Origin of the sequence: Candidatus Regiella insecticola LSR1 (assembly GCF_000143625.1) — a bacterium.
Taxonomy (GTDB): domain Bacteria; phylum Pseudomonadota; class Gammaproteobacteria; order Enterobacterales; family Enterobacteriaceae; genus Regiella; species Regiella insecticola.
Genome location: NZ_GL379590.1, coordinates 34810 through 60525, shown reverse-complemented (window position 1 = coordinate 60525; position 25716 = coordinate 34810). Strand labels below are relative to the sequence as shown.

Here is a 25716-nt window from a genome sequence, read left to right as displayed (position 1 = left end):
AATTACCGTACCTTCAGTGTGGCCAGGCCAATCAAGACTAGCATCAACGAAATAATCCAAAAACGCACAATGACCCGGGGTTCTGGCCACCCTTTAAGTTCATAATGATGATGAATCGGCGCCATGCGAAAAATCCGCTGGCCGCGCAATTTAAAAGATCCGACCTGTAAGATCACGGATAAAGTTTCAACCACAAATACACCGCCCATAATGACCAATAAAAATTCCTGACGCAGCAACACTGCGATGGTACCCAATGCCCCCCCCAGCGCCAGCGAACCAACATCCCCCATAAACACTTGAGCGGGATAAGTGTTAAACCATAAAAAGCCTAGACCTGCACCCACGATAGCGGTACAAACAATCACTAGCTCACCTGCATAGCGCAGATGAGGGATATGCAAATAATGGGCAAAATTTACATTGCCGGTAGCCCAGGCAATCAATGAGAAACCGGCTGCGACCAATACGGTCGGCACAATCGCTAATCCATCGAGCCCATCGGTCAGGTTAACGGCATTACTGGTGCCAACGATGACAAAATACGCTAACAGGATATAGGGCAAACCTAATTGCGGCATAACATCTTTAAAAAAGGGCACCACTAATTGAGTGGCTGGCATCTCATGCGCCATACTATACATGGTAAAAGCGGCAACGAGCGCGATAGCGGATTGCCAAAAATATTTCCAACGCGCAATTAAACCTTTAGCATTTTTGCGCACCACTTTACGATAATCATCAACAAACCCTATCACGCCGTAACTGACCAAAATAAACAACACACACCAGACATAAGGATTAGAGGGATAAGCCCACATTAAAATAGCAATAATGATGGAGAACAAAATCATCACGCCTCCCATCGTTGGGGTGCCACTCTTGGTCAAGTGTGATTCAGGTCCATCATCACGTACCACTTGGCCAAGCTGTAGCTTCTGTAACCACACAATCAGATAGGGCCCCATCAACAAAGAAATAAAAAATGCGGTTAGCAGACTCACAATGGCGCGAAAGGTTAAATAAGAAAAAACATTAAAACCAGAATAAAATTTCACTAAATATTCAGCGAGCAAAACTAACATGATGCGTTCTCCTGTAGCGCTTGTACGACATTTTCCATGCCGCTACTGCGTGAACCTTTAATTAATAGGGTGATAATCGGGTGCGCCTGTAACAACTGTTTTAAACGCGCTGTTAACACCACCTGATCATGAAAATGCTCACCATTACCACTTGCGCTACTGAGTTGCTGACTGAGCGTCCCTACACTCAACACTTTATCTATCCCTGCTTGCCTCGCAGCAGAGCCCACTTGACGATGACAATCTACTGCGGTTTCGCCTAATTCCCCCATGTCACCCACCGCCATAACGCGGTAACCTGGCATCTCTGCCAATAGCTGTGCTGCTGCTATCATAGAGCCCACATTGGCGTTATAGCTGTCATCGAGTAATAATTTTCCCTCTGCTAATAGAATAGGGAATAATCGTCCAGGAGTTGCATGGGATTGCGCTAATCCTTTAGCTATTGCCTCCAAATCTGCCCCGACTGACATGGCTAAGGCCGCGGCGGCCAATGCATTGGCCACGTTATGTCGACCGAGCAACGACAATGAAATTTCCACTGAACCCAACGGCGAATGTAAAATGAAGCGCGTTGTTTGAGAATCAACCTTGATATCACTGGCAAAAAAATCAATGCCGTCACCGGCATTGAATGCAAAACGCCAAACACGTTGCTGAGATAACATCCCCTGCCAATGTGGCCAGTCGTGACTGTCTGCATTAATAATGGCGTAACCCTGTGGCGGGAGGACAGAAAATATTTCACCTTTTGCCTGAGCCACTGCAGCCAAAGAGCCAAACCCTTCCAGATGCGCTGCCGCTAAATTATTCACTAATACACTTTCAGGACGCGATAAACCGGCGCTGTAGGCAATCTCCCCCAAATGATTAGCCCCCAGTTCAATCACCACAAAATCATGTTCAGCGGTTAAACGCAATAACGTCAATGGCACTCCGATATCATTATTTTGATTACCTGAGGTATAAAGCACATGGCTATTTTTTTTCGTCGGCGTTTTGCATTGACGTAAAATGGCTGCCGTCATTTCTTTTACTGAGGTTTTGCCGGAAGAGCCGGTTACCGCGACCACACGAGCCGATACTTGTTGACGCAGCCAAGAGGCGAGTTGTCCCAATGCGAGGCGAGTATCTTGCACCACGAGCTGAGGGATCGGTAAGGGAACGCTTTTTAATGATATACCCTTTGCCTTTGAAGCCGTCGCGTTGTTGGCTGCGGGTGCTCGCCGAATCACGTAGTTGTCTACGCTCATCGGTCGGTCGCCCTGGCAGCCGAAAGGCAACTTCAAAGGCGAAGGGTATAAAGAGGGATCAACTTGCTGTTTATTCATTGCAATTTTATTAACCAACAATGCTATAGCGCCGGCGGTAATCGCCTCTTCGGCAAAGTCATGCCCATCAAAACGTGCTCCTTTTAAAGCAACAAAGAGACAACCTGTGCTTAGCTTTCGACTATCAATGACCACCTGGGTTACCAGGGCGTGATCACTTGCGTGTTCAATGCCTATCAATTCTGCATTAAGCACCTGGGCTAATTGCCGCAAAGAAAGAGGAATCATGCTATGGCTCCTAAGAGTTGTGCGACAATATGGCGGTCAGAGAAAGTTAGCCGCCGATTCCCCACTAATTGGTAATCTTCATGCCCTTTTCCTGCCACTACCACTACATCCTGCTCTTTTGCTTGCATCACAACGCTGTTAATAGCCTCAGCTCGATTATGTATCACCACAGCATGCCTTATCTCGACCAAACCGCTCAGAATATCCGCGACAATCGCACCAGGATCCTCAGTGCGAGGGTTATCATCGGTCACTACCAGATGATCCGCCCATTGCTCAGCAATGCCACCCATCAGGGCGCGTTTGCCTTTGTCTCGATCACCACCACAGCCAAACACACACCATAATTGACCTTTGCAATGTAAACGCGCGGCGGCTAATGCTTTTTCTAACGCATCGGGAGTATGTGCATAATCCACTATCACTGTTGGTCTATCTAACGCATTAAATACTTCCATTCGCCCACAAACGGCCTGCAACTGTGATACCGTCGCCACGAGTTTTTTTAATGGGTAATCCAATGCTAATAGCGTCGCTAAAGCCATTAATAAATTACTAACATTAAATGCCCCTAACAAACGGCTCACCAAACGCCCCTCACCCCAGCTTGAATCAAACCTGAGTGTGACACCCTGGGCGTGATAATTGATATTTTTGGTTTCCAGCCAACGACCTTTCCAATCGGCAGGGATCTTCCCTTCCATGCTCACTGCTACTGCATGAGGTAATTGGTGTAGCCAACGACGACCGACCTGATCATCGGCATTAATAATTTTTTCTTTGGCATGATGAGTAGAAAATAACTGCCATTTTGCCGCCTCATAGCGAGCCATATCGCCATGATAATCGAGATGATCGCGACTTAAATTGGTAAACACCGCAGCAGTAAAGGGTAATGCCGTGACCCGATGTTGTACTAAACCGTGAGAAGACACCTCCATCGCCGCAAAATTCGCGCCTTGCATGACAAAATGGTTAAGTGTTTTTTGAACATCAATGGCTGAGCCTGTGGTGTTTTCTGTTGCTATCAGCGATTGTTGTAATAAACCATTACCGAGGGTTCCCATGACTGCACTAATATTGCCTAACGCTTGACTCCATTGTGCCAATAATTGTGTGAGCGTGGTTTTGCCGTTGGTACCCGTGACGCCAACCAGTTTTAATCGCGCCCCGGGCTGATGATAAAATTGTCCAGCGAGTTTAGACAGATGTTGATTTAAATGATTGAGGTAGACTATCGGCACCCCCTGTATTGTCGTGATATACCCTTCGCCTTTGAAGCCGCCGCGTTGTTGTGTGGGTATAGAAGGGGCTGATTGGCCTTGCGCCTCGGCAATAACCGCGGTAGCGCCTTGCGCGATAGCTTGTGAAATATAATGACGTCCATCCGTTTGGTGACCGACAAGCGCGATAAATACATCCCCCTTAGCGACAAGGCGGCTATCTAAAACCATTTCACTCAATGGGAGTGACGGAACATCTTGCTTGTAAGGATCCAATAAATAAGGAGCCAATAAATCGCGTAAGTTACGATCTGCCACCTAATACCTCTTTTCTATTCACGACCAATTGGCTTTCATTCACCGTGGGCAGGGCATCAGGCTCAATGTTCATGGTACGTAATACCCCTCGCATGATGGCGCCAAATACCGGAGCAGAAACCGCCCCGCCGTAATATTTTCCTGCCTGTGGATCATCAATCACCACCAACAACGCGAAACGAGGATTGCTAGCTGGAGCAACGCCAGCGGTAAAAGCAATGTACTTTTTCATATATTTTCCGTCAGGACCCACTTTTTTTGCCGTCCCGGTTTTAATCGCTAGCCGATAACCATTAATCGCGGCTTTTACGCCACCCCCACCAGGTAAAGCGACGCTTTCCATCATATGTACCACGCTGCGAACTAATTTTTCAGGGAAAATACGTTTACCTATCACCGGGGCATTGACCTTAATAATCGACAGTGGACGATAAATCCCCATGCTGCCGATGGTGGCGTAGATTCTGGCTAATTGTAGTGGTGTTACCATCAGTCCATAGCCGTAAGAAAAAGTAGCCTTTTCTAAATCTGACCAACGTTTTCTTTTACTAGGATATAGACCACTACTCTCGCCCACCAATCCTAATTCGGTGGCTTTACCAAAACCAAAAAGAGAGTAAGTATCGACTAATGATGCCGCAGGCATCGCTAATGCCATGCGAGAAACCCCCACATTGCTCGATTTTTGTAAGATCCCTGTTATCGATAGCTTGGTATAACGCCCCACATCTTTAATTTCATGGCCATTAATGTAATACGGCAGGGTATTTAATAAGCTGTCTTCTTCCACCACCCCATTCTGTAAGGCGGCCATTACTACCATTGGTTTCACGGTTGAACCGGGCTCAAAATTATCCGTTATTGCCCGGTTACGCATCGCGGCTTGAGTGGTATGAGTTAAATTATTCGGATTGTAAGAAGGGCTATTGGCCATGGCTAAAACTTCACCTGTATTTACATCAACCAAAACGGCAGAGCCCGAGTCTGCTTTGTTAAAGGCCACTGCATTATTGAGTTCACGATAGACTAACCCTTGTAAACGTTCATCCACACTCAAGGTCAAATTATGGGCTGCCTGGCTTTCAATCGAAGAGATGTCTTCTATCACCCGCCCATAGCGATCTTTACGTACCGTACGCTCGCCAGGACGGCCGGTAAGCCAATCGTTAAAACTTTTTTCTATTCCTTCAATGCCTTGGCCATCAATATTCGTCACGCCAATAATATGTGCCATCACTTGACCGGCAGGGTAATAGCGGCGTGATTCTTCTCGCAAATGGATACCGGGTAATTTTAATTTTTGAATATAATCACTGGTAGTCGGATTGACCTGACGCGCTAAATAAATAAAACGTCCTTTAGGATTAGCATTAATACGTTTAACTAAGTGATCAAAAGGGATGTCTAATGCGTCAGAGAGTGCTTTCCAACGTGGATCTGAAGTGAATCCCCCTGCGTCAAGTAATGCTTTAGGATCGATCCAAATGGCATTAACAGGTACACTCACCGCCAATGGACGTCCTGATCTGTCGCTGATCATGCCGCGGGCAGTGGGGACGGACTGCACGCGCAGCGAACGCATGTCGCCTTCACGTACCAGCTGTTCCGGATTGATCACTTGTAGGTATGCTGTACGGATCATTAATCCGATCATCACCAATAAAATACAGCTACAAAGTAAAGCGAAACGCCAGCTAATAAAGCTGGTTTGTGGCTTTCGATGTTTCAACTTGTTGATTGTTTTAGCTGTTTTCATTAGGTTCCTTGACCTGGGTCAGTTAGGGGCGATAATTTCCAACCCTTCGCCTTTCAAGTTACGGCGGCGTTGGCAGCGATTACTCGTTTCAGTCATGTACCACACTCCTGGGATTCACTTGATTGCCGCCTTACCGTAATTCGAAATTCATTGGGTATATTTATTTCCATATCGATGGAGCAGTGATTGATCAATAACAATTTTTTCTTCTTCTGGAGCAACATATTGCATTTTTAATTTTTTACGGGCGATAGTGGCAATTCGGTGATGAGCACTCAGTGCTTTTTCTTCTAAAATCAAATTACGCCATTCGATGTCTAACGCATTTCTCTCCAAGATGAGCAGTTCACGCTTTGCCGTCAATAAACGAGTCTGGTAAGTCGTCGTTACCACTAAGATTGCAGATAGCAATACCGTAAATAGTAATATCAATGGTATTTTTGCATTACGGACTAAATCTGTTCCTATTAGCTGGATTAAACTGTATTTTTGATAGCTAATCATAGTGCTATCCTTTCCGCAAAACGCAGTACCGCGCTACGCGCTCTAGGATTTTCTGCTACTTCTTCTGCCGATGGCATCATTTTTCCCATCGTTTTTAGATTAGCGCCGCCCATCAGGCGTAATTGTGTTTCAGTCAGTGGCATACCGACTGGAATTTGTGGCCCACGACTCTGTTGACGGATAAAATTTTTGACAATGCGATCTTCGAGCGAATGGAAACTAATGACTGAAATTCTCCCTTTTGGCGCTAAGACACTCAGTGATGCTTCCAATGCTCGCGTAATTTCTTCCAGTTCGCTGTTAATATAGATACGAATAGCTTGAAAACTACGGGTTGCGGGATGTTTATGTTTTTCCCGCATCGGCAGGATATTCACAATCAAATCCGCTAATTCTTGAGTGCGATGCATGGGCTGTTGCTGATTGCGTTCAACGATGGCGCGAGCGAGGCGTTTGGCAAAGCGCTCCTCACCAAAGGTTTTCAACACCCAAGCAATTTCATCCGCGGAGGCTTTCATTAACCATTGTGCTGCTGACAAACCGCGCGAAGGATCCATACGCATATCAAGCGGACCATCGCGCATAAAAGAAAATCCGCGTTGTGGATTATCTAATTGCGGTGATGAGACGCCTAAATCGAACAACACACCATCGATCCGCCCGATAAGATCACTTTCCTGGGCATAACGCGCTAATTCAGAAAAGGGTCCATGGATAATAGAAAAACGTGGATCGGTAATGGATTTCGCCACTTCAACTGCTTGTGGATCACGATCAATAGCAATCAAACGCCCTTGTTGTCCGAGTCGAGAAAGAATCAGACGAGAATGCCCCCCAAGACCAAAAGTACCGTCGACATAAATGCCGTCATCACGGAGGTTGAGGCAGTGCACCGCTTGCTCTAGCAATACGCTTTCATGCTTACATTTTATTAACATGCTTTATTACCACACTATAAAGATAAGTCTTGTAACCGCTCAGATAGCGGGGCTCCTGTGCGGATTGTTCTGCTGCAATATCGTTTTTAACTTGCTGATACCAAAGTTGTTCATTCCAAAGTTCAAATTTATTGAACTGACCGACTAAGATGATCTCTTTTGTCAGTTTGCTATGTTGACGCAATGTGCTGGCGATTAATAATCGGCCGGCGCCATCCATTTGGCATTCACTGGCGTGCCCCAATAATAGACGCTGAATACGGCGCTCAAATGGGTTGATACTTGATAAACGGGACAATTTATGCTCAATAATTTCCCATTCAGTGAGTGGATAAAGCAGTAAACAGGCTTGATGTAAGTCGATAGTACAGACCATCTGGCCTTGCGATTCCTCATTAAGTAAATCCCGATACCGGGTTGGTACGGCAAGCCGTCCTTTACTGTCGAGATTAATCAAGGTTGCCCCACGGAACATAGTCGCACCACCCTTTATACCCTTCGCCTTTGAAGCTGCCGCGTTGTTGGCTGCGGATCCTCGCCCGAATCACGTAGTTTATCTACGCTCATCGGGTCTCACGCCCTGGCCGCCTAGCGGAACTGCAAAGGCGAAGGGTATATGTGATCTTATTTACCACTTTATCCCACAAATCCCCACTAAAGAGTTTACGGAGGGTTTTAAAACCTTGTCAAGGTATCGCCAGTCAGCTTTCAGTTTATTTGTGGGGTTATTTTGTGAAATATCGCGAAAAGTCGGGAGGCTGTGCTAGAAAAAAGCAGGTCAATATCATGATAAAAAAGCTATTTTTTTATTATTTTTTTTTATTATTTTTTTTTATATAGAGATTAATAAATCAGCAATTAATTGTCTTATTAATTCTTACTATTATTTTTATTCGGCATAGGCTCTGGGAGCCTATGCTAAATCTCTTATGCTTGGCTCTAGCCTATCAGTTATAACCAATTTTTACGTTTAAAATAAAGGTAAGGCGCTAGACCTGCGACAATCATTAAAGTAATGGCACCAGGATAGCCAAACGACCAGTTCAGTTCCGGCATAAACTGAAAGTTCATACCGTAGCTTGATGCCACTAATGTAGGGGGGAGGAAGATCACTGAAACTACCGAAAATATTTTGATAATACGGTTTTGTTCAATATTGATAAAACCCATCGCGGCTTGCATTAAGAAATTGACTTTCTGGAAGAGCGATTCGTTATGTGGCAACAAAGACTCAATATCACGCTGTATTTCGCGCGCTTGCTCAAGCTGGCTTGCAGGCAGACGTGCTTTACGTAGTAAAAAATTTAACGCGCGTTGGGTATCCATTAAGCAAAGCCGTACTTTCCAACCGATATCTTCCTGTTCAGCTAAAATGGATAGCGCCGCGTCATATTTATCTCCTTGTTGACCTTCCATGATCACCCTGCTTAACTTTTCTAAATCAGTGTAAATATTTTCTATTTCATCGGCCAGCTGTTCAATTTTAGTCTCAAATAAATCTAACAGCAGCTCATAGGCGTTACCATCGACTAATATTTGCGTACGAGCTCGCATGCGGTAAAGGCGAAAAGCCGGTAATTCACGTTCACGTAACGTATAGAGACGACCATTGCGGATGGTGAATGCTACTGTTGCATTACCAGCATGGTCTTCTGCATCTTTATAGTAAAAAAATGAATGAATGTGCAAACCGTCTTCATCTTCAAAGAAACGAGCAGAAGCCTCTATATCACCCAATTCGAGTCGAGTAACTAAATTTTGGTCTAATTCAACTTGCACACGTTCACGTTCTGTCTTTTCTGGTGCTACCAAATCGACCCACAATGCGCCAGTCAAATTATCCGATGCTTCCAATTCCAAACGGGATAATCGATTGTTGTCCAATTTAAATGCACTTAACATGTACTACCAACTCCCTGACAATTAGAGCGTTTCTAGCCTTCGCCTTTCAAGTTACGGCGGCGTTGGCTGCGGTGTTCGCCCCAATCACGTAGTATGTCTACGCTCATCGGGTCTCACACCCTGGTCGCCTTGCCGTAACTAGAAATTCATTGGTTTTCTAGCCTTGCATAAGCGGCAATCAGCCACTTAGTTCCCTCGTTTGAAAATGCAACCTGTACTCGGCTATGTTCTCCACTGCCTTCTAAATTAACCACCTTACCGTTTCCAAATTTAGGATGGCGTACCGCTTGACCCACAGTAAAACCACTGTCATTTTTATACAGTGGCGTACCAATAAAACGATGGTTAACCGGACGAGACACACTCGCGCGTGACCTTACCTCTTCGATACATTCCAGCGGCAGCTCGCCAATAAAACGAGAGGGGGGATGGTTAACCTCTTTACCGTACAGACGACGACTTTCAGCATAGCTTAATGTCAGTTTTTGCATCGCACGTGTTACACCGACATAAGCCAGCCGTCGCTCTTCTTCCAAACGCCCGTTTTCATTCAACGCCATTTGGCTAGGGAACATGCCTTCTTCCATACCAACAATAAACACTTGCAAAAATTCTAATCCTTTAGCGGAATGAAGCGTCATCAATTGTACGGCGTCTTGATCACCATCCGGCTGTCTTTCTCCTGCCTCTAATGCGGCATAAGAGAGAAATGCGGATAAAGGTAACATAGTTTTATCTTCATGATGGTATTGCTGCGTTGCCGTGATCAGCTCTTCAAGATTTTCGATTCTTGCCTGACCTTTTTCACCTTTTTCTTCTTGATACATTGTCCATAAACCAGAAGCACGTATCACTCGCTCAGTTTGACTTTGTAACGACATCTCCGCTGTTTCGTTGGCTAATGCCTCCACTAGTTCAATAAAACGCTGCAATGAGGCAGCAGCACGATTCGACAGTATTTGATTTTGTAATACAATGAGGGTGGTTTGCCACAATGTTAATTGCTGATCACGCGCGTACTGGCGTATTGTTTCTAAAGTACGATCACCAATCCCGCGTGGGGGGGTGTTGACGACCCGTTCGAATGCAACATCATCATGACGGTTGGCAATTAAACGCAGATATGCCAGCGCGTCTTTTATTTCTTGGCGCTCAAAAAACCGTTGCCCGCCATAAATACGATAGAGCACCCTGGCTTGCAATAGCGCATCTTCCAGTACTCTTGATTGCGCATTGCTTCGATACAAAACGGCACAATCTTTTAACAAGCCTCCTTGGCTCTGCCAGGTTTTGATTTTACTCACGACAAAGCGCGCTTCATCTAATTCATTAATGGCTGAATAGAGGCTAATCGCTTCGCCTGTTGCCCTTTTTGTCCATAGGTTTTTTCCCATCCGCTTAGTATTATGGGCAATTAAGCTATTAGCAGCGGTAAGAATGTGGTGTGTTGAACGATAATTTTGTTCCAAACGAAGGGTTTCTGCGCCGGTGAAATCATTTAAAAACAGTTGAATATTTTCTACCTGGGCGCCACGCCAACCATAAATGGATTGATCATCATCCCCGACTATCATCACAGTAGCCTGATCTCCTGCTAATAGGTGGATCCAGGCGTATTGAATTTTATTAGTATCTTGGAATTCATCCACCAAAATATGGCTAAAACGTTGACGATAATGCTGCAAAATACAGGGATTATTTAGCCATAACTCGTGAGCACGCAATAATAATTCGGCAAAATCGACCGAGCCAGTTCGATGGCAAGCGTCATGGTAGGCTTGATAAATACGTAGCCAAATGTTTTCCACCGGGTTACCGTAATTTTCAATATTTTCTGGACGTAACATCATATCTTTTTTGCCATTGATATAGCTTATGGCTTGACGTGGTGACCATTTTTTTTCATCTAAATCAAGTGATTTTATAATACGTTTGACGAAACGCAGTTGATCATCGCTGTCGAGTACTTGGAAATCCTGTGGCAGATTAGCCGCTAAATGGTGAATGCGTAATAAACGGTGGGCTAGACCATGAAAAGTACCGACCCACATTCCGTTATGCGCTCTCCCTAGGTTTTCAATGCGGTGCCGCATCTCTGCCGCCGATTTATTAGTGAAAGTGACGGCAATAATAGAAAAAGGGGAGATATCTTCCTGTGATAATAACCAAGCGATGCGATGCACCAATACACGGCTTTTACCGCTGCCCGCTCCCGCGAGTACTAACAAATGTTTATAGCGCGTCGCAACCGCTTCTCGCTGTTTTTCGTTCAACCCGTCGAGCAAATTAGACATATTTATAAGTACTCTTTTTTAAGAACCTGTTCGAAATATCCCCTTTGCCTTTGAAGCCGCCGCGTTGTTGGCTGCGGGTGTTCGGCGAATCACGTAGTATGTCTACGCTCATCGGTCTCCCCCCTGGCCGCCTAGCGGCAACTCGAAATTCATTGGGTATATATCTTGTGCTCGCTTTATGTTTTGTCTCTTTTGGCGCGAGGATGCGAAGCATCGTATACAGTGGCTAAATGTTGAAAATCAAGATGCGTGTAAATTTGAGTGGTAGATAGGTTGGCATGGCCAAGTAGTTCTTGCACAGCACGCAAATCGCCGCAAGATTCTAACATATGAGTAGCAAAAGAATGACGTAATTTATGTGGATTAATGTGATTATTGACACCCTGTTTGATTCCCCACTCGGCAAAACGTTTTTGCACATTACGGGGTGAAATACGTTTACCGCTATTGGATAAAAAAACGGCATCATCCTGCGGCATAAAAACATCACGCAAAGCCAACCAGTTTTGTAACCAAGTGACCGCTGTCTTTCCCATTGGGAGTTTACGTTCTTTATTGCCCTTGCCTAATACCCTAACCTCACCGGAGGTCAAATCAATATGTCGGCAATCCATACCAATTAATTCAGCCAGTCGCAGACCTGCCCCGGTACATAACTTCAAGCATTGCCCTATCACGAATAGCTAAAGGATCATCCAGATCAATGTTGAGTAATTGATTAACTTCATCAACATCGATATTTTTTGGCAGATGACGACCTGTAACGGAGGTGGTAACACCTTTGGCAGGATCGGCCTGTATTACGTCTTGTTTTATTAGGTAATCAAGAAAACTACGTAAAGCGGAAAAACGCACGGCTAAACTAGTGCTTTTTAAGCCACCACGTTTACTGCGTACTAATAATGCCCGAACCTGAGCAGCATCTAAGTTTTTCCAGTCACATATCCCCATCGATTTAGCAATATCGATTAACATCATCAGTTGACGGTGATAGCTGGTTACCGTGAGTGAACTCAGTTGACGTTCTACTTTTAAATAACGTAAAAAGGCATCAACTTGATGCTGTAGGGGAGATAAATCCGCTGTCATTTGCGTTTAATCCAGCGTGCTAACAACCCTGGTAAAAATGTGGCGACTTGATGGAGTATCATGCTACCCATTCCTTGCTGATAATGCAGACCATCTGAACTGCTAAATATGATCACACCAAGGTCTACTTTTTTACCTAGCAAAGAGAGGGCGACGGAACCTACCCTGTCAAATTTTGGCAATAACAAACGTAACTCGCTTTCACTTAAGCTACCAAGAAAATGTTGTTTTTCCGCCAAATGTTGTCGGCGTAGAGGCTCAAAATCTGAACGCAACATCGCCAAATGAGGTAAGCCAGGAAATTTCTCAATCTGCCAACGATCACTAAATAGCCGCACCTGGGTGCCTAGCAAGCCGAATGTTTTCGCCCAACATTGTAAACGTTTTAGCATCTCAGGCAGCGTACTCGCGAGCGCCAAATTTGCTTGTAGTTGGAAGAAGCGCTTGCACAGTATTTCATTCAAACCGGCGTACTCCATTAGTAAGGTGATCTCTTCCTGCAACTAGCTAATTTGGCGGCGCTGGCGGTGTAATTGCCATTCGACTAAAGAAATGCTCCCTTGCATGGCTTGAGGGAGGCGCATTTGTTTAATCAAATCAGCATTACGCATAAAAAAATCAGGATTTTTTAGTAAATATTGCCTCACCTCATCATCATTTAATTCGGTGTCACTGATTACCTGTTCCTTATAATTGTTCATAGATTCAGACTCGTTATAAATGAATATATCCGTCGTAAATATGGACTGCTGATCCTGTCATATATAATGGATGACCCTTGCCTTTCCACTGAATGGACAACTTTCCCCCTGGTAGCTTCACATCAACATTTTTATCCAGTAACTGTTGCTCGATACCAATGGCTACCGCCGCGCAAGCGCCACTGCCACAAGCTTGGGTCTCACCGACGCCACGTTCATGCACCCGTAAATTGATATTTTTACGATCAATGATTTGCATAAAACCAACATTAGTGCGTTGTGGAAAACGTTCATGGTACTCCAGCATCGGCCCCAGTAATGCGACATTAGCCGTCGCTACGTCTTCTACTTGTAATACACAGTGCGGATTACCTATCGACACGACACCACATAATGTCGTATGTCCAGCAGTGCGTAAAATATAGGTTTTTTCAGTGGTTGTTGCGCAAAAAGGAATCTGTCTGGGGGTAAACACAGGCTCGCCCATATTAACACAAACCTTTTCATCACCCGTTATCTCTAGGCTCATACGCCCGGTTTGCGTACTAATATGAATGATTTTTTTGCTGGTCAACCCTTTAAGATGTAGAAATCGAGCGAAGCAACGTGCGCCATTGCCACATTGAAAGACTTCGCTGCCATCAGCGTTGAAAATACGGTAGTGAAAATCTAATTTAGGATCATAGGGAGGTTCTACCACCAACATTTGATCAAAACCAACACCCGTATGTCTATTGGCCAATCGACGAATCAGTTCAGGCGAAAAATAAACATTCTGAGTAACATTATCAACAACCATAAAATCGTTGCCAAGGCCATGCATTTTGGAGAACTGCATCTCATGCTCCACCTTGCCTATCTATTGGAGAAATATATATAGTTTATACCCTTCGTTTTTGAAGTCGCCGCGTTGTTGGCTGTGTGGGTACTCGCCGAATCAGGTAATCTATCTACGCTCATCGGTCTCATCTCTGGCCGTCTAACGGCAACTTGGAGGATTCTGGGTATATATCCATATTCACTGTTGTTATTTTTACTTTTTTCTCCGGTGATGCCGGATAGAGTGCTCCTTTGAAACCACAACCGACCAGTCCCAGTGATATTATCGTCACCATTAGCCATTGTATTTTTTTTTTCATTATATTAATGCCTGTTATTTATGCACCTAAGTGGTCTTATACCGTTCGCCTTTGAAGCCGCCGCGTTGTTGGCTGCGTGCCCGCGCCCGAATCAAGTAGCCTGTCTAGGCTCATCGGGTCTCACGCCCTGGCCGCCAGCGGCAACTTCAAAGACAAAGGGTATAGTCTCCTGTATCAACAGGAGACATGAAAATACTTAATCAGACGGACAAACGGATCTAAATTTTAATTCTGCTTTACGGAAGCGATCGGTAATAACTTGACTAGGCGCGGAATCCATTAGGCTGACGACAAAAATCGAAATACTGGCAAATAAAAACCCAGGGATAATCTCATACAAACCTAACCAAGCAAATTGCTTCCAAATTATTACGGTTACCGCCCCCACGATCATACCAACGAGCGCGGCATTACGTGTCATTTTTGACCAAACAACTGAGATCAATATTACCGGCCCGAATGCGGCTCCAAAACCTGCCCACGCATAGCTAACAAGGCTGAGCACTCGGTTATTGGGATCGGCGGCCAAAGCGATAGCAACCAATGATATTATCAATACCATGGAACGGCCAACCCATACCAATTCTTTTTGGCTCGCTTTTTTACGTAAAAAAGCTTTATACAGATCTTCAGTTATCGCACTGGAGCAAACAAGCAACTGACAGCTCAGCGAACTCATCACGGCGGCAAGAATCGCTGACAAGACAACGCCCGCAATCCAGGGATTAAAAATTAATTTGGCTAATTCAATAAAGACTTGTTCCCCATTTTTTGACACTGAACCTGCCAGCTCAGGATTTTCTTCAAAATACGCGATGCCGAAAAAGCCAATCGCGATCGTTCCTGTCAGACAAAGAATCATCCAGGTCATACTAATACGTCGTGCGTTACGGATGGTGTGATGCGAGTCTGCGGCCATAAATCGAGCTAAAATATGCGGTTGACCGAAATAGCCTAAGCCCCATCCTAATAAAGAAATAACGGCGATGAAATCTAATCGGCTAAACATATCAACATTGGCTATATTTTTAGCTTCAATCACCATGATTGAACTATCAATCCCACCGACAGATAAAATGACCATGACGGGTGTTAAAAGCAACGCAAAAATAATTAGCGTAGCCTGTACTGTGTCTGTCCAACTTGCCGCTAAGAACCCCCCGATTAGGGTGTAAATAATGGTGGCAGCTGCCCCTATCCAGAGTGCATTTTGATAACTGATGTCAAATAAACTGTTGAATAATGTTGCACCAGCAACAATGCCGGAAGAAGAATAAATAGTAAAAAAAACTAAGATCACTAACGCTGATATGATGCGCAATAATTTGCTTTTATCTGCAAATCGATGGGTAAAATAATCAGGCAAAGTTAACGCATTGTTGTTTGCCTCGGTATGAACACGTAAACGCCCAGCAACTAATTTCCAATTGAGATAAGCGCCTATTACTAACCCGATAGCGATCCAACTTTCTGAAATGCCGTAGATAAAAACGGCGCCGGGTAATCCCATTAATAACCAACCGCTCATGTCTGAAGCGCCCGCAGATAATGCCGTGACCACACTCCCCAGACTACGGCCACCTAAAATATAATCATCAAAATTATTTGTTGCCCTGTAAGCGATTAACCCAATGAAAATCATTACAAAAATATAAATTGCAAACGTCACCAGCATCGGCGTATTTGTTGTCATTACAACGTCTCCATAAATGCGTCTTTACCCTTCGCCTTTCAAGTTACGGCGGCGTTGGCTGTAGGTGCTGGCCGAATCACGTAGTATGTCTAAGCTCATCGGTCTCACCCCCTGGCCGCCTTGCCGTAACTCGAAATTCATTGGGTATTGTCTATTTTTACATCCCGCGTATTGTCGGCGTTATGCTGATTTTTTGTGCTTGGCCGGAAAAGGGTATTTGACCTCACATAAATTATTAAAATTAATATATATCATTTATTTTGTTTGTTTTAATAATTAAATAGTTAATAAATAATTATTAATTAATCTGTTTTAATTATATGTATCTCCCATGATAGTGTTAATATTTCACCATAGAGTGAGTTTCACTATAGATAAATCGACCATAAACCTTATAGTTTAAAATTATGGTAGGCATGACTATAGTACTAAAATACTATAAATACTGGTTTAATATGTGAAAAATCTGACTTATTTCACAGTTCTCCATTTGTTTTGTGTAAGAGTCTATAGCCAGGGGGTGAGACCGATGAGCTTAGACATACTACGTGATTCGGCCAGCACCCGCAGCCAACAGCTTCAAAGGCGAAGGGTATATAAGTGGTCGTGCGAAATAGCAACAAGCTGGATATTAAAGCCATAAAAAACTATCATTTCCCGATTTCCAGAATAATATAGAGGAGCTGAATGGTATGGGTAGTACAAAAATGGAGGTGAGATTTGATGAAGTCACTCGCGATAAAATTGAAAAGGCAGCACAGAATATTAATCGGACACCACATTGGTTAATTAAACAAGCGATTTCTAATTACCTGACTCGTTTAGAAAATAATACAACAATAATGATGCCTGATGAAGGACTCAATGATTGCCATCCTGACGACGTGCAGGATAGTATGCCTACCGAATTGATCTCTGCCTATCAACCATTTTTGGATTTCTCCGAACAGGTTTTAATACAATCAGATAAACGTGTTGACATTACTGCAGCTTATCGTCGTCCGGAGAGTGAAATCATTCCAATGCTGCTAGAGCAAGCACGCCTACCTGCTGATCTAGCGCAAGCAACCCATAAATTGGCTTATCGTATTGCTGAAAAGTTACGTAACAAAAAAAGCACTAACGGTCGAGCCGGTATTGTACAAAGTTTATTACAAGAGTTTTCACTTTCTTCTGAAGAAGGCGTCGCCTTGATGTGTTTGGCTGAAGCGCTATTACGTATTCCAGATAAACAGACTCGTGATGCATTGATTCGTGACAAAATAGGCAAAGGAAATTGGCAATCCCATCTTGGGCACAGTCCTTCTTTATTTGTTAATGCCGCCACTTGGGGTTTACTGCTCACCGGTCGTGTTGTTTCTATAGATGAAAAAAATCAGCTTTCCAATTTCTTAAATCTTGTCATCAATAAAGGAGGGAAACCACTAATTCGTAAAGCGGTAGACAGGGCTATGCGTTTCATGGGACAGCAATTTGTTACCGGAGAGACAATGGCTGAAGCCTTAGCCAATGCTCGAAAATTAGAAGATAAAGGGTTCCGTTATTCCTATGATATGTTAGGAGAAGCCGCATTAACTGAAGCAGATGCCTCAGCCTATTTTGATTCTTATCAAAAAGCCATTCATGCCATTGGTAAAGCGTCTGATGGCCGTGGTATTTACGAAGGCCCAGGGATTTCGATCAAACTTTCGGCTTTGCATCCACGTTATAGCCGTGCTCAATATGAACGTGTGATGAATGAACTTTATCCACGCTTACTGTCATTAACATTGCAAGCTAAGCAGTATGATATTGGGATTAATATTGATGCCGAAGAAGCCGATCGTTTAGAAATCTCCCTCGATTTGTTGGAAAGACTGTGTTTTGAACCACAATTGGCGTGCTGGAATGGCATTGGTTTCGTCATCCAAGCCTATCAAAAACGCTGTCCGTTTGTTATTGATACCGTGATTGATATGGCGCGCCGTAGCCATCGTCGTTTGATGATCCGTCTGGTTAAAGGTGCTTATTGGGACAGTGAAATTAAACGCGCCCAGATAGACGGTTTAGAAGGTTATCCGGTTTATACCCGTAAGGTTTATACCGATGTTGCTTATCTAGCCTGTGCCCGCAAATTACTGGCTGAACCGAGTTTGATCTATCCTCAATTTGCTACCCATAATGCGCATACGCTGGCGGCTGTTTATCATCTAGCAGGGCAAAATTACTATTCTGGTCAGTATGAATTTCAGTGTTTGCACGGTATGGGCGAACCGCTGTATGAACAAGTGGTTGGGCAAATTGCTGAAGGTAAACTTAATCGCCCTTGTCGGGTGTATGCGCCAGTGGGAACCCATGAAACCTTATTGGCTTATTTGGTGAGACGTTTGTTAGAAAATGGCGCCAATACCTCCTTTGTGAATCGGATTGCTGATACCACACTGCCACTTGACGATCTGATTGCTGATCCGGTTAAAGAGGTAGAAATCATGGCTGCATCAGAAGGTCGATTAGGTTTACCTCATCCTAAAATTCCTTTGCCAAGAAATTTATATGGTCAGGAGCGGCTCAATTCTCGGGGGTTAGATCTGTCAAATGAACAGCGACTGGCTTCGCTTTCCGCTGCCTTATTAATCAGTGGCAGCAAACTATGGCATGTACAACCCATTATTGCCGCTGAACTTGATCAAAACCTCGATCAACGCCTTGAAAAACCGATTATCAATCCTGCAGAGCTGAGCGATGTGATTGGCTATGAACGTCAAGCGAGCGAAGAAGAAGTTAGCCGTGCCTTAGATGCTGCCGCCGGTTCGGGCTCAATTTGGTTCAATACCCCTGCGAGTGAACGTGCCATCATTCTGACCAAAGCGGCTGAATTGATGGAAAATCAAATGCAAAATTTGATAGGCATTTTGGTGCGTGAAGCCGGTAAAACCTTCAATAATGCCATTGCTGAAGTGCGTGAAGCTGTCGATTTTCTGCGTTATTACGCCGACCTGATACGATATGATTTTGATAGCAAAGATGAACAGGGTAATCCAACCTATTGTCCGCTTGGCTCTGTAGTCTGTATCAGCCCGTGGAATTTTCCGCTTGCCATTTTCACCGGACAAATTGCCGCTGCCCTGGCGGCCGGTAATTCGGTACTAGCAAAGCCTGCGGAACCGACACCGCTAATAGCAGCGCAAGCCATCAATATTTTGTTAGAAGCCGGTATTCCACAAAATGCATTGCAGCTATTACCCGGTAAAGGTGAAAAAGTAGGAACATGGCTAATCAATGATCCACGTGTACGGGGTGTGATGTTCACCGGTTCAACCAAAGTGGCCAGCTTGCTTCAACGTAATATCGCCGGTCGTTTAGATTCACAAGGTAGAACAACACCATTAATTGCTGAAACCGGCGGTCTAAATGCGATGATCGTTGACTCTTCGGCATTAACAGAGCAAGTGGTTACTGATGTAATCGAATCTGCATTCGACAGTGCCGGCCAGCGTTGTTCTGCTCTACGCATTTTGTGTATTCAGGAAGAGGTTGCTGAACATACGTTACGGATGTTGCGGGGCGCAATGGCTGAATGTCGAATGGGTAATCCTGAGCGTTTATCAACCGATATTGGTCCTGTCATCACTCGCGAAGCACAAGCGGGGATTGAAGGCTATATCCAGGCTATGCGTGCCAAAGGGCGTAAGGTATATCAGGCAGCACGATCTAATATTTTAGATGAAAAAGAATGGCAGCGAGGGACTTTTATTCAGCCAACACTAATAGAATTGGCGAGTTTTGATGAGCTGCAACAAGAAATTTTTGGCCCCGTATTGCATGTGGTTCGTTTTCAACTGCAAGATCTTGATACATTGGTCGATAAAATTAATGCGACAGGTTATGGGTTAACTTTAGGCGTCCACACTCGAGTTGATGAAACGGTTTCACGAATAACGGAACGTGCTAAAGTCGGTAATATATATGTTAATCGAAATATGGTGGGTGCAGTCGTTGGGGTACAACCATTTGGCGGCGAAGGTTTATCCGGTACTGGGCCGAAAGCCGGCGGGCCACTTTATTTATATCGCTTATTATCTCAACGTCCGGAAAATGCTCTGTTAACAGCCTTAACTCGTCAAAATAACCAGCAAGCACCAGAAGTGAATGGACGCGAATCTTTATTGGCGGCACATAGTGCCTTAATGCAATTTTTGACAACAGAACATGAAGCTTTGCTTAAGCCTGCTCAAGGTTACGCTGAATTAGCGCAGGGGGGCACTGTACATCAGTTAGTAGGGCCAACCGGTGAGCGTAATACCTATACTTTATTGCCTCGTGAGAGAGTGCTTTGCATAGCAGACAACCAAGAAGATATTTTGATTCAACTGTCGGCGGTATTGGCCGTGGGCAGTCAAGTACTATGGCTAGACGGTAGTTTACAAAAAGATCTTTTTCGTAAACTCCCTGCGCTGGTGCAATCTTGTATTCGTTTCAGTGCTGATTGGCAAAGCAGTAACATTCTTTTTGATGCTGTTATTTTTCATGGTGATATTGAAAAATTACGGGCACTCTGTCAGCAAATTTCACAACGCGATGGCCCCATTATTTCTGTACAAGGCTTTGCTCCAGGTGAAACCGCTATCTTTCTGGAACGCTTGTTGATTGAACATACGGTAAGTATTAATACTGCGGCGGCAGGAGGCAATGCAAATTTAATGACCATTGATTAATGGTATTAAATAATAAAGACCCTGATGGGTCTTTATTATTTTTAGTGACATAATATTCAATATACTTAGCAGACTTCCTACCTCAAGCGCGTAAATTTTCAAAAGGCCTATGAGTGATAAAATTTAATCATTGCTATTTAAGTTTTGTTGATCTTAAAATAAATCCTTGTTGGTCATTAATAGACAAAGATAACGTTTTACTTTGAGATGTAACTTATTTGACGATATTTAAAAATAATATCATAGTCTTTTTGAGTGGGAGACGTTATGATAGATGCCGGTTATTTTTTGCGCATTCTAGCGCGGCAGAATGTAAATTTTTATAGTTGTGTTTCTGATCCATTGTTAAATGAATTTTTTTTTACTGCTGCCGATTATTCTAATGAAATAATCTATCAAACTGCTTGTAATGATAAAGCAGCGATAGGAATAGCCATTGGTAGTTATTTAGCAACGGGTTATATACCTGCTGTTTACCTAAAAAATTCAGGACTTTATACTGTTGTCAATCCTTTTTATTCTACGGCTAAACCCGAAGTCTATGGTATACCCCTATTACTGATTGTCGGTTGGCAAAATGAAACTGATATTGAAAAAAGTACGTCTCGTAATAAATATTATCAACATGATGAGCTAAGAATAGGGCCTATTCCGTTGTTACAACAATTACGCATCCCCTATAAAATATTAGGTGAATGCACTGAAGATTGGGAAAAAACCATCGAATCATTATTGACTATTGCTCATAATGAATTTAGACCCGTTGCTTTGGTGGTTAAAAAAATTTCTTTTTCAACCACCAAAGCGACGAGTACGAATCGGAAGGTTATATTTAATGAGTCAGTAGAAAAAATTAAATAAGCAGATAACGAGATTTATTCTAAGAGTCTATTCGCAATCTCTTGTGCTCGCTGATACTTTGCCAAAAAAAGGCTCAATATGCTCACTTGTTTTCTTGTTTTTGTAAAAAAAGTCACTGTGCTTTTTCGCTCATTTTTTTATTAATTGAGCGCAGCTCAAAGAAGATTTCGAGCAGGCTCTCAGGGATCTCGTTGGAGCATTTTTTCAACGTCCGTAAACAACAGCGGTGTTCGCCATTCACTTTTTGCTCATTTCACGAGTCTACTTTTACCACGGCTTTAAGCCCTGCCATTCTATCTTTTACTTCAAGCCAATCCTGTCCTTTTTCTACCGTAAGAACATCATATACAGAGATAAAATAAATCATGATAGAGGCAGGATGGGTATCTGATGATCAGCCATTTTCTGGTAACATCTACTCGGATATGTTTGAGCATATTACTGAGATGGATAGAATCATTAGTGTAAGATAGCGCACATGTCATATTGTGGTTGAATTATTTGATGTCAACCGATCATATTATGAGTCGCTAGCTGTAGCGTTTGGATCCGATGGTGTAATCACATCGTTAACACAATAATTTTCAGTCGATTATCCGTCTGCTATATAGTAACTACCGATGATGGATGGATGCACCGAATCGAGTAGCGTAGCATACAATTATAGGATCATTTTTTAAGGAAGGATTCAGTGTTTTTTGATAATGAAGCGATTAATAATCTTATAAAAAATTATTTAGATAAGAAATTCGAGAGCTATGGAGATATAAAATACGCTTATGCCATAATGAACAAAAAAAATACAACAGAGATGAGAGTGATTTCTAATCGTCCAGATTGGTTTGAAGTTTATGTTAGAGATCGTTATCAACATATTGATCCTGTTATTATTACGGCACTTAATAGGATTACATCCTTTCCTTGGGATGAGAATATCATGATTAACTCAGACCTTAAACTTCCTAAAATTTTCAATATAGTTAGTACAAATTTGCAATTAATCGAGGTATTTAGCATTGCCAAAAAATATAATATAATTAGTGGATATACATTTATTCTCCATGATTGCAATAATAACCTGGCTGTACTATCCATCTTGATGGATGATCAAACAGGAAATATGCTTAAGGAAAAGATTGAAAAAAATAAAGATAAATTACAAATGTTACTTTTGAACACACATGACATACTTATTTCCCTATACAAAGAGACGCATGGAGCTGTCTGTAAAAATAGTGAAAGTAAAAAAGAAAAATTTTCTTCTAGAGAAAATGAGGTTCTTTATTGGTTCAGTATGGGAAAAACTTACTCAGAAATAGCAATTATTTTTGGTATAAAACTAGGTACAGTAAAATTCCATATGGGTAATATTGTGAAAAAATTAGGGGTACTGAATGCAAAACATGCCATAAGGCTGGGAACTGAATCGCAGCTTATCAATTCATTATAATATTAAAAATGTTGCTGTAACCAAGTTAATTATTAATTTAAATTATTATATATTTAGTCTGATTCAGGCAAAGGTTATAAAAGATAAATGATGGCCAACAAGATAAATATTTTCTCTTATTGGTCATCATTTATCTTAAAATATTTAAATTAACGGTGTCAAAACGATGAAAGTTTTAAACGGGCTCAGTGAGTGTAAAAGACAATGGCCACTCCTTATTTTTTAACAAAATTTTCTTTCGATTTATACAATTGATTAGGATGTTTTGATTTTCGGTATCAACAGGCAAGCATAGTAAGTAAACTTTTTCATTTTTTTCTGATAATCCTTTCTCAAGTACAGTGAGATGCCAGCCGGAACGTTTCATTATAATAAACATTGCATGACTTACGATAGTTAATATCCCCTCGTAATCAAATTTTCTTGAATAATTCAACGCAGCCAGAAAAAGCATGGTACTCACCGGATATTGGTTGCAACTCATATTTTGTACTCTTTCTTTGTCAACAAAAAATCTGCTTGATTCAATATAGTTTCCTTCTGGAATATTTATCTGGTTGAAATAACGATAAAACGTTCCGGTGATCATATTGGGATTTTTTATGTTTATGAGCCGCAGACTGCAAATCACAGTATTGTCGTGTACCCCTAATAGATAAGTTGTATTAGGATGGTCATACTCATCGAATTCCATTCCATTAAAACAATTGACAGCCCAATCTAGGCGATCTTTGAAGACACTCTTTCTAAGAGAAAATAATTCCATTGATCTTTTATCGGACAGTTTATTATAGCTAACATCAAATATTTCCATCATTTTATCTCCTTATTAATGATATGGGATTATCTCAATAATTCGTGCAAAAATAAACAATCTGCCAAGTTATTTGATTAGCAAGGATGTAACACCCGTAGTGTGCGAACATAACATAGCGGCAACGGTAAACACTGGGGTTGAAGCGATATAGCCGAATCAGTTTAATTTGATTCAAGGCGGAGGAGTGCAGACAGTACAAATAGTACGGCAAGCGACGACAACACTTAAATCAAATTAAACTGATTTGGTTATAGCTAAATATAGCCAGGGATTATGTCGCATATTTACTGAAAACGAAAGCGTGATAGTTATGTTCAAAGCGCTTTTTACATCATTTATCTTTATTGCAATATATTGTATTCTTATTTAACTTGAAGATATCAGCGTGAGTTTTTTTAAATGCTTATCATTAGATATATTAATAGCATAGATAATGTTCTTATTCTACTTTATCTAATCATATTAAATAAAAATGGGGTATCACCCTGAGCGGTAAAGTGTAGTTTTGTATTATTACTGATACTAATATTTAATTTTTTAGCTATAATTGCTACCTATTATTGTATTTTCCTTCTTTATTATTCCAGAGATGATAAGACAAATAGTTTTTCAAGAAGAATAGATTATATATTTATTTTTCTTAAAACTATGTAAATCTATAAATAAAATTAAGCATTCATACATTATATGAACAAAGGTATAGTGCCAAACTAGACCTTTGTCTAACTATTCTTTTTTTATAGAAAGATATACAGTAGACCTCTTCGGAAACTATCATTTATCTAATTTCCATGTTATAAATTGCAGCAATCAGATTAAATCTTAATCCAAAACGTTTTCGCCTGTTTCGATAACGGTCTGATACAATTTTAAATCTTTTAATCATACCAATGACATGTTCGTTTAATACACGCTGGCTTGATAACGCACGATTGTTGCGTTTATCTTCTTTTGTTAAGGGATTTTTCTTTGTCTTTTTCTTAGGCAACGCCGAGTTTGAATGAATCTTGCCAAGCCCTTGGTAACCTGTATCGGTAACTGTTTTGATGTCAGGATGTATTCGCACACCAGACTCCTTAAACAACCTAAAATCATGGCGCCTCCCATTCGTAAAGCTTGTACAGATGACTGCTTTACTTTTTTTATCAACGAGCACTTGTGTTTTTAAGGTGTGTCGTTTCTTTTTTCCTGAGTAAAACGGCTTTTGTTTTTTTGGGGACGTTCAATCGGCGTTTCTGTGGCATCAATAAGAACCAGCTCATACTCCCTATCCCTTTTTAATACAGCTTTGCGTCCAGGTAGGGCAAAATCAGGATGCTTTATTAGCGTATTCTCTATCCATTTAATCGTTTCATAGCATGTGCTCTCACTCACGCCATAGCTTTGGCTGACATGAAAATAAGTGCGATATTCTCGTATATACTCCAGTGCCATTAATAAGCGCTCTTCTAAACCCCGCTTGGGTTTCCGACCTCCTTTCCCTTGCTTACTCTTATCTGCTTCATTCAATATCTTTATCATCTTTTCAAATGTACTGCGTTTAACACCCGTTAAGCGACGAAATTTTTCCTCTTCCAGTACTTTTATTACTTCATATTTCATGGCGGCTCCTTGTTCAGGAGTGTTTTACCAAAATTCTTATATGAATGCTAGTTTCCGAAGAGGTCTAGTTATTAAAGAGTGAAAAATAATA

At 42.2% G+C, this 25716-nt stretch carries 18 protein-coding genes and 4 pseudogenes; 4 read left to right on the top strand and 18 right to left on the bottom strand.

What is annotated here, in order from left to right:
* Positions 1-2: 2 nt before the first annotated feature.
* The 16 genes and pseudogenes from mraY to putP form a co-directional block, all read right to left on the bottom strand.
* Positions 3-1085 carry a phospho-N-acetylmuramoyl-pentapeptide-transferase gene (mraY, locus tag REG_RS03835; RefSeq protein WP_006704540.1) on the bottom strand — a complete coding sequence of 361 codons (1083 nt, stop codon included), beginning with the start codon at positions 1083-1085 and terminating at the stop codon, positions 3-5.
* Positions 1079-2338, bottom strand: coding sequence for a UDP-N-acetylmuramoyl-tripeptide--D-alanyl-D-alanine ligase (gene murF, locus REG_RS03830; protein WP_407078945.1), 1260 nt, complete (start codon positions 2336-2338; stop codon positions 1079-1081). Before murF ends, mraY begins: the two co-directional genes overlap by 7 nt.
* Positions 2339-2428: 90 nt before the next feature.
* A pseudogene (locus REG_RS14475) lies at positions 2429-2644 on the bottom strand (Mur ligase domain-containing protein); the annotation flags it as partial.
* A complete protein-coding gene (murE, locus tag REG_RS03825) occupies positions 2641-4185 on the bottom strand; it encodes a UDP-N-acetylmuramoyl-L-alanyl-D-glutamate--2,6-diaminopimelate ligase (protein ID WP_006704538.1) in 1545 nt (514 codons plus the stop codon). The gene murE and the pseudogene REG_RS14475, both read right to left, overlap by 4 nt.
* Positions 4172-5941, bottom strand: a complete 1770-nt coding sequence (gene ftsI / locus REG_RS03820; protein WP_006704537.1) for a peptidoglycan glycosyltransferase FtsI — start codon at positions 5939-5941, stop codon at positions 4172-4174. The genes murE and ftsI overlap by 14 nt, the downstream gene beginning before the upstream one ends.
* A gap of 147 nt (positions 5942-6088) precedes the next feature.
* On the bottom strand, positions 6089-6445 hold the full coding sequence (gene ftsL / locus REG_RS03815) for a cell division protein FtsL (RefSeq protein ID WP_006704536.1): 357 nt from the start codon (positions 6443-6445) through the stop codon (positions 6089-6091).
* Complete coding sequence (gene rsmH / locus REG_RS03810) at positions 6442-7383, bottom strand: 16S rRNA (cytosine(1402)-N(4))-methyltransferase RsmH (protein ID WP_006704535.1); 942 nt, start codon at positions 7381-7383, stop codon at positions 6442-6444. The genes ftsL and rsmH overlap by 4 nt, the downstream gene beginning before the upstream one ends.
* A 14-nt stretch (positions 7384-7397) precedes the next feature.
* A pseudogene (mraZ, locus tag REG_RS03805) lies at positions 7398-7858 on the bottom strand (division/cell wall cluster transcriptional repressor MraZ).
* A 476-nt stretch (positions 7859-8334) separates the two neighbouring features.
* Positions 8335-9285, bottom strand: a complete 951-nt coding sequence (corA, locus tag REG_RS03795; protein WP_006704533.1) for a magnesium/cobalt transporter CorA — start codon at positions 9283-9285, stop codon at positions 8335-8337.
* A 146-nt stretch (positions 9286-9431) separates the two neighbouring features.
* Positions 9432-11585, bottom strand: coding sequence for a DNA helicase II (gene uvrD / locus REG_RS03790; protein WP_039907227.1), 2154 nt, complete (start codon positions 11583-11585; stop codon positions 9432-9434).
* Positions 11572-11793, bottom strand: a complete 222-nt coding sequence (locus REG_RS12615; protein WP_071985166.1) for a hypothetical protein — start codon at positions 11791-11793, stop codon at positions 11572-11574. The genes uvrD and REG_RS12615 overlap by 14 nt, the downstream gene beginning before the upstream one ends.
* Positions 11756-12668, bottom strand: a pseudogene (xerC, locus tag REG_RS03785) (tyrosine recombinase XerC). The gene REG_RS12615 and the pseudogene xerC overlap by 38 nt, the downstream one beginning before the upstream one ends.
* Positions 12665-13369: pseudogene (locus REG_RS03780) on the bottom strand (DUF484 family protein). Before REG_RS03780 ends, xerC begins: the two co-directional pseudogenes overlap by 4 nt.
* A 13-nt stretch (positions 13370-13382) precedes the next feature.
* Positions 13383-14207 carry a diaminopimelate epimerase gene (dapF, locus tag REG_RS03775; protein ID WP_039907225.1) on the bottom strand — a complete coding sequence of 275 codons (825 nt, stop codon included), beginning with the start codon at positions 14205-14207 and terminating at the stop codon, positions 13383-13385.
* A 127-nt stretch (positions 14208-14334) separates the two neighbouring features.
* On the bottom strand, positions 14335-14508 hold the full coding sequence (lptM, locus tag REG_RS13120) for an LPS translocon maturation chaperone LptM (protein ID WP_176603416.1): 174 nt from the start codon (positions 14506-14508) through the stop codon (positions 14335-14337).
* A gap of 196 nt (positions 14509-14704) precedes the next feature.
* A complete protein-coding gene (gene putP / locus REG_RS03770) occupies positions 14705-16201 on the bottom strand; it encodes a sodium/proline symporter PutP (RefSeq protein WP_006704530.1) in 1497 nt (498 codons plus the stop codon).
* A gap of 457 nt (positions 16202-16658) precedes the next feature.
* Here putP and REG_RS13115 point away from each other — a divergent pair, with 457 nt between their 5' ends.
* From REG_RS13115 to REG_RS03750, 4 genes are all read left to right on the top strand, one after another.
* On the top strand, positions 16659-16844 hold the full coding sequence (locus REG_RS13115) for a hypothetical protein (RefSeq protein WP_176603414.1): 186 nt from the start codon (positions 16659-16661) through the stop codon (positions 16842-16844).
* A gap of 49 nt (positions 16845-16893) precedes the next feature.
* Positions 16894-20895, top strand: coding sequence for a trifunctional transcriptional regulator/proline dehydrogenase/L-glutamate gamma-semialdehyde dehydrogenase (gene putA / locus REG_RS03760; RefSeq protein ID WP_006704529.1), 4002 nt, complete (start codon positions 16894-16896; stop codon positions 20893-20895).
* 267 nt (positions 20896-21162) lie between these two features.
* Positions 21163-21756 (top strand): thiamine pyrophosphate-binding protein, encoded by a 594-nt coding sequence (locus REG_RS03755; RefSeq protein ID WP_050749312.1) that lies wholly within the window; start codon positions 21163-21165, stop codon positions 21754-21756.
* A gap of 691 nt (positions 21757-22447) precedes the next feature.
* On the top strand, positions 22448-23206 hold the full coding sequence (locus tag REG_RS03750; RefSeq protein WP_006704527.1) for a helix-turn-helix transcriptional regulator: 759 nt from the start codon (positions 22448-22450) through the stop codon (positions 23204-23206).
* A 175-nt stretch (positions 23207-23381) separates the two neighbouring features.
* On the opposite strand, the gene REG_RS03745 is transcribed toward REG_RS03750, so the two are convergent.
* A complete protein-coding gene (locus REG_RS03745; RefSeq protein WP_006704526.1) occupies positions 23382-24023 on the bottom strand; it encodes an acyl-homoserine-lactone synthase in 642 nt (213 codons plus the stop codon).
* A gap of 778 nt (positions 24024-24801) precedes the next feature.
* Positions 24802-25625, bottom strand: a protein-coding gene (locus REG_RS11895; RefSeq protein WP_260200023.1) for an IS5-like element ISRein1 family transposase whose coding sequence is annotated in 2 segments (ribosomal slippage) — positions 24802-25238 and positions 25238-25625 — 825 coding nt in all. Because the reading frame shifts where the segments join, the coding sequence is not laid out codon by codon here.
* Positions 25626-25716: the final 91 nt, after the last annotated feature.

Excerpts from the sequence above, each read along its gene's own strand:
- mraY (WP_006704540.1), bottom strand. The coding sequence starts at position 1,085 with ATGTTAGTTTTGCTCGCTGAATATTTAGTGAAATTTTATTCTGGTTTT.
- murF (WP_407078945.1), bottom strand. The coding sequence starts at position 2,338 with ATGAGCGTAGACAACTACGTGATTCGGCGAGCACCCGCAGCCAACAAC.
- ftsI (WP_006704537.1), bottom strand. The coding sequence starts at position 5,941 with ATGAAAACAGCTAAAACAATCAACAAGTTGAAACATCGAAAGCCACAA.
- ftsL (WP_006704536.1), bottom strand. The coding sequence starts at position 6,445 with ATGATTAGCTATCAAAAATACAGTTTAATCCAGCTAATAGGAACAGAT.
- rsmH (WP_006704535.1), bottom strand. The coding sequence starts at position 7,383 with ATGTTAATAAAATGTAAGCATGAAAGCGTATTGCTAGAGCAAGCGGTG.
- corA (WP_006704533.1), bottom strand. The coding sequence starts at position 9,285 with ATGTTAAGTGCATTTAAATTGGACAACAATCGATTATCCCGTTTGGAA.
- REG_RS12615 (WP_071985166.1), bottom strand. The coding sequence starts at position 11,793 with ATGCTTCGCATCCTCGCGCCAAAAGAGACAAAACATAAAGCGAGCACA.
- dapF (WP_039907225.1), bottom strand. The coding sequence starts at position 14,207 with ATGCAGTTCTCCAAAATGCATGGCCTTGGCAACGATTTTATGGTTGTT.
- lptM (WP_176603416.1), bottom strand. The coding sequence starts at position 14,508 with ATGAAAAAAAAAATACAATGGCTAATGGTGACGATAATATCACTGGGA.
- putP (WP_006704530.1), bottom strand. The coding sequence starts at position 16,201 with ATGACAACAAATACGCCGATGCTGGTGACGTTTGCAATTTATATTTTT.
- putA (WP_006704529.1), top strand. The coding sequence starts at position 16,894 with ATGGGTAGTACAAAAATGGAGGTGAGATTTGATGAAGTCACTCGCGAT.
- REG_RS03755 (WP_050749312.1), top strand. The coding sequence starts at position 21,163 with ATGATAGATGCCGGTTATTTTTTGCGCATTCTAGCGCGGCAGAATGTA.
- REG_RS03745 (WP_006704526.1), bottom strand. The coding sequence starts at position 24,023 with ATGATGGAAATATTTGATGTTAGCTATAATAAACTGTCCGATAAAAGA.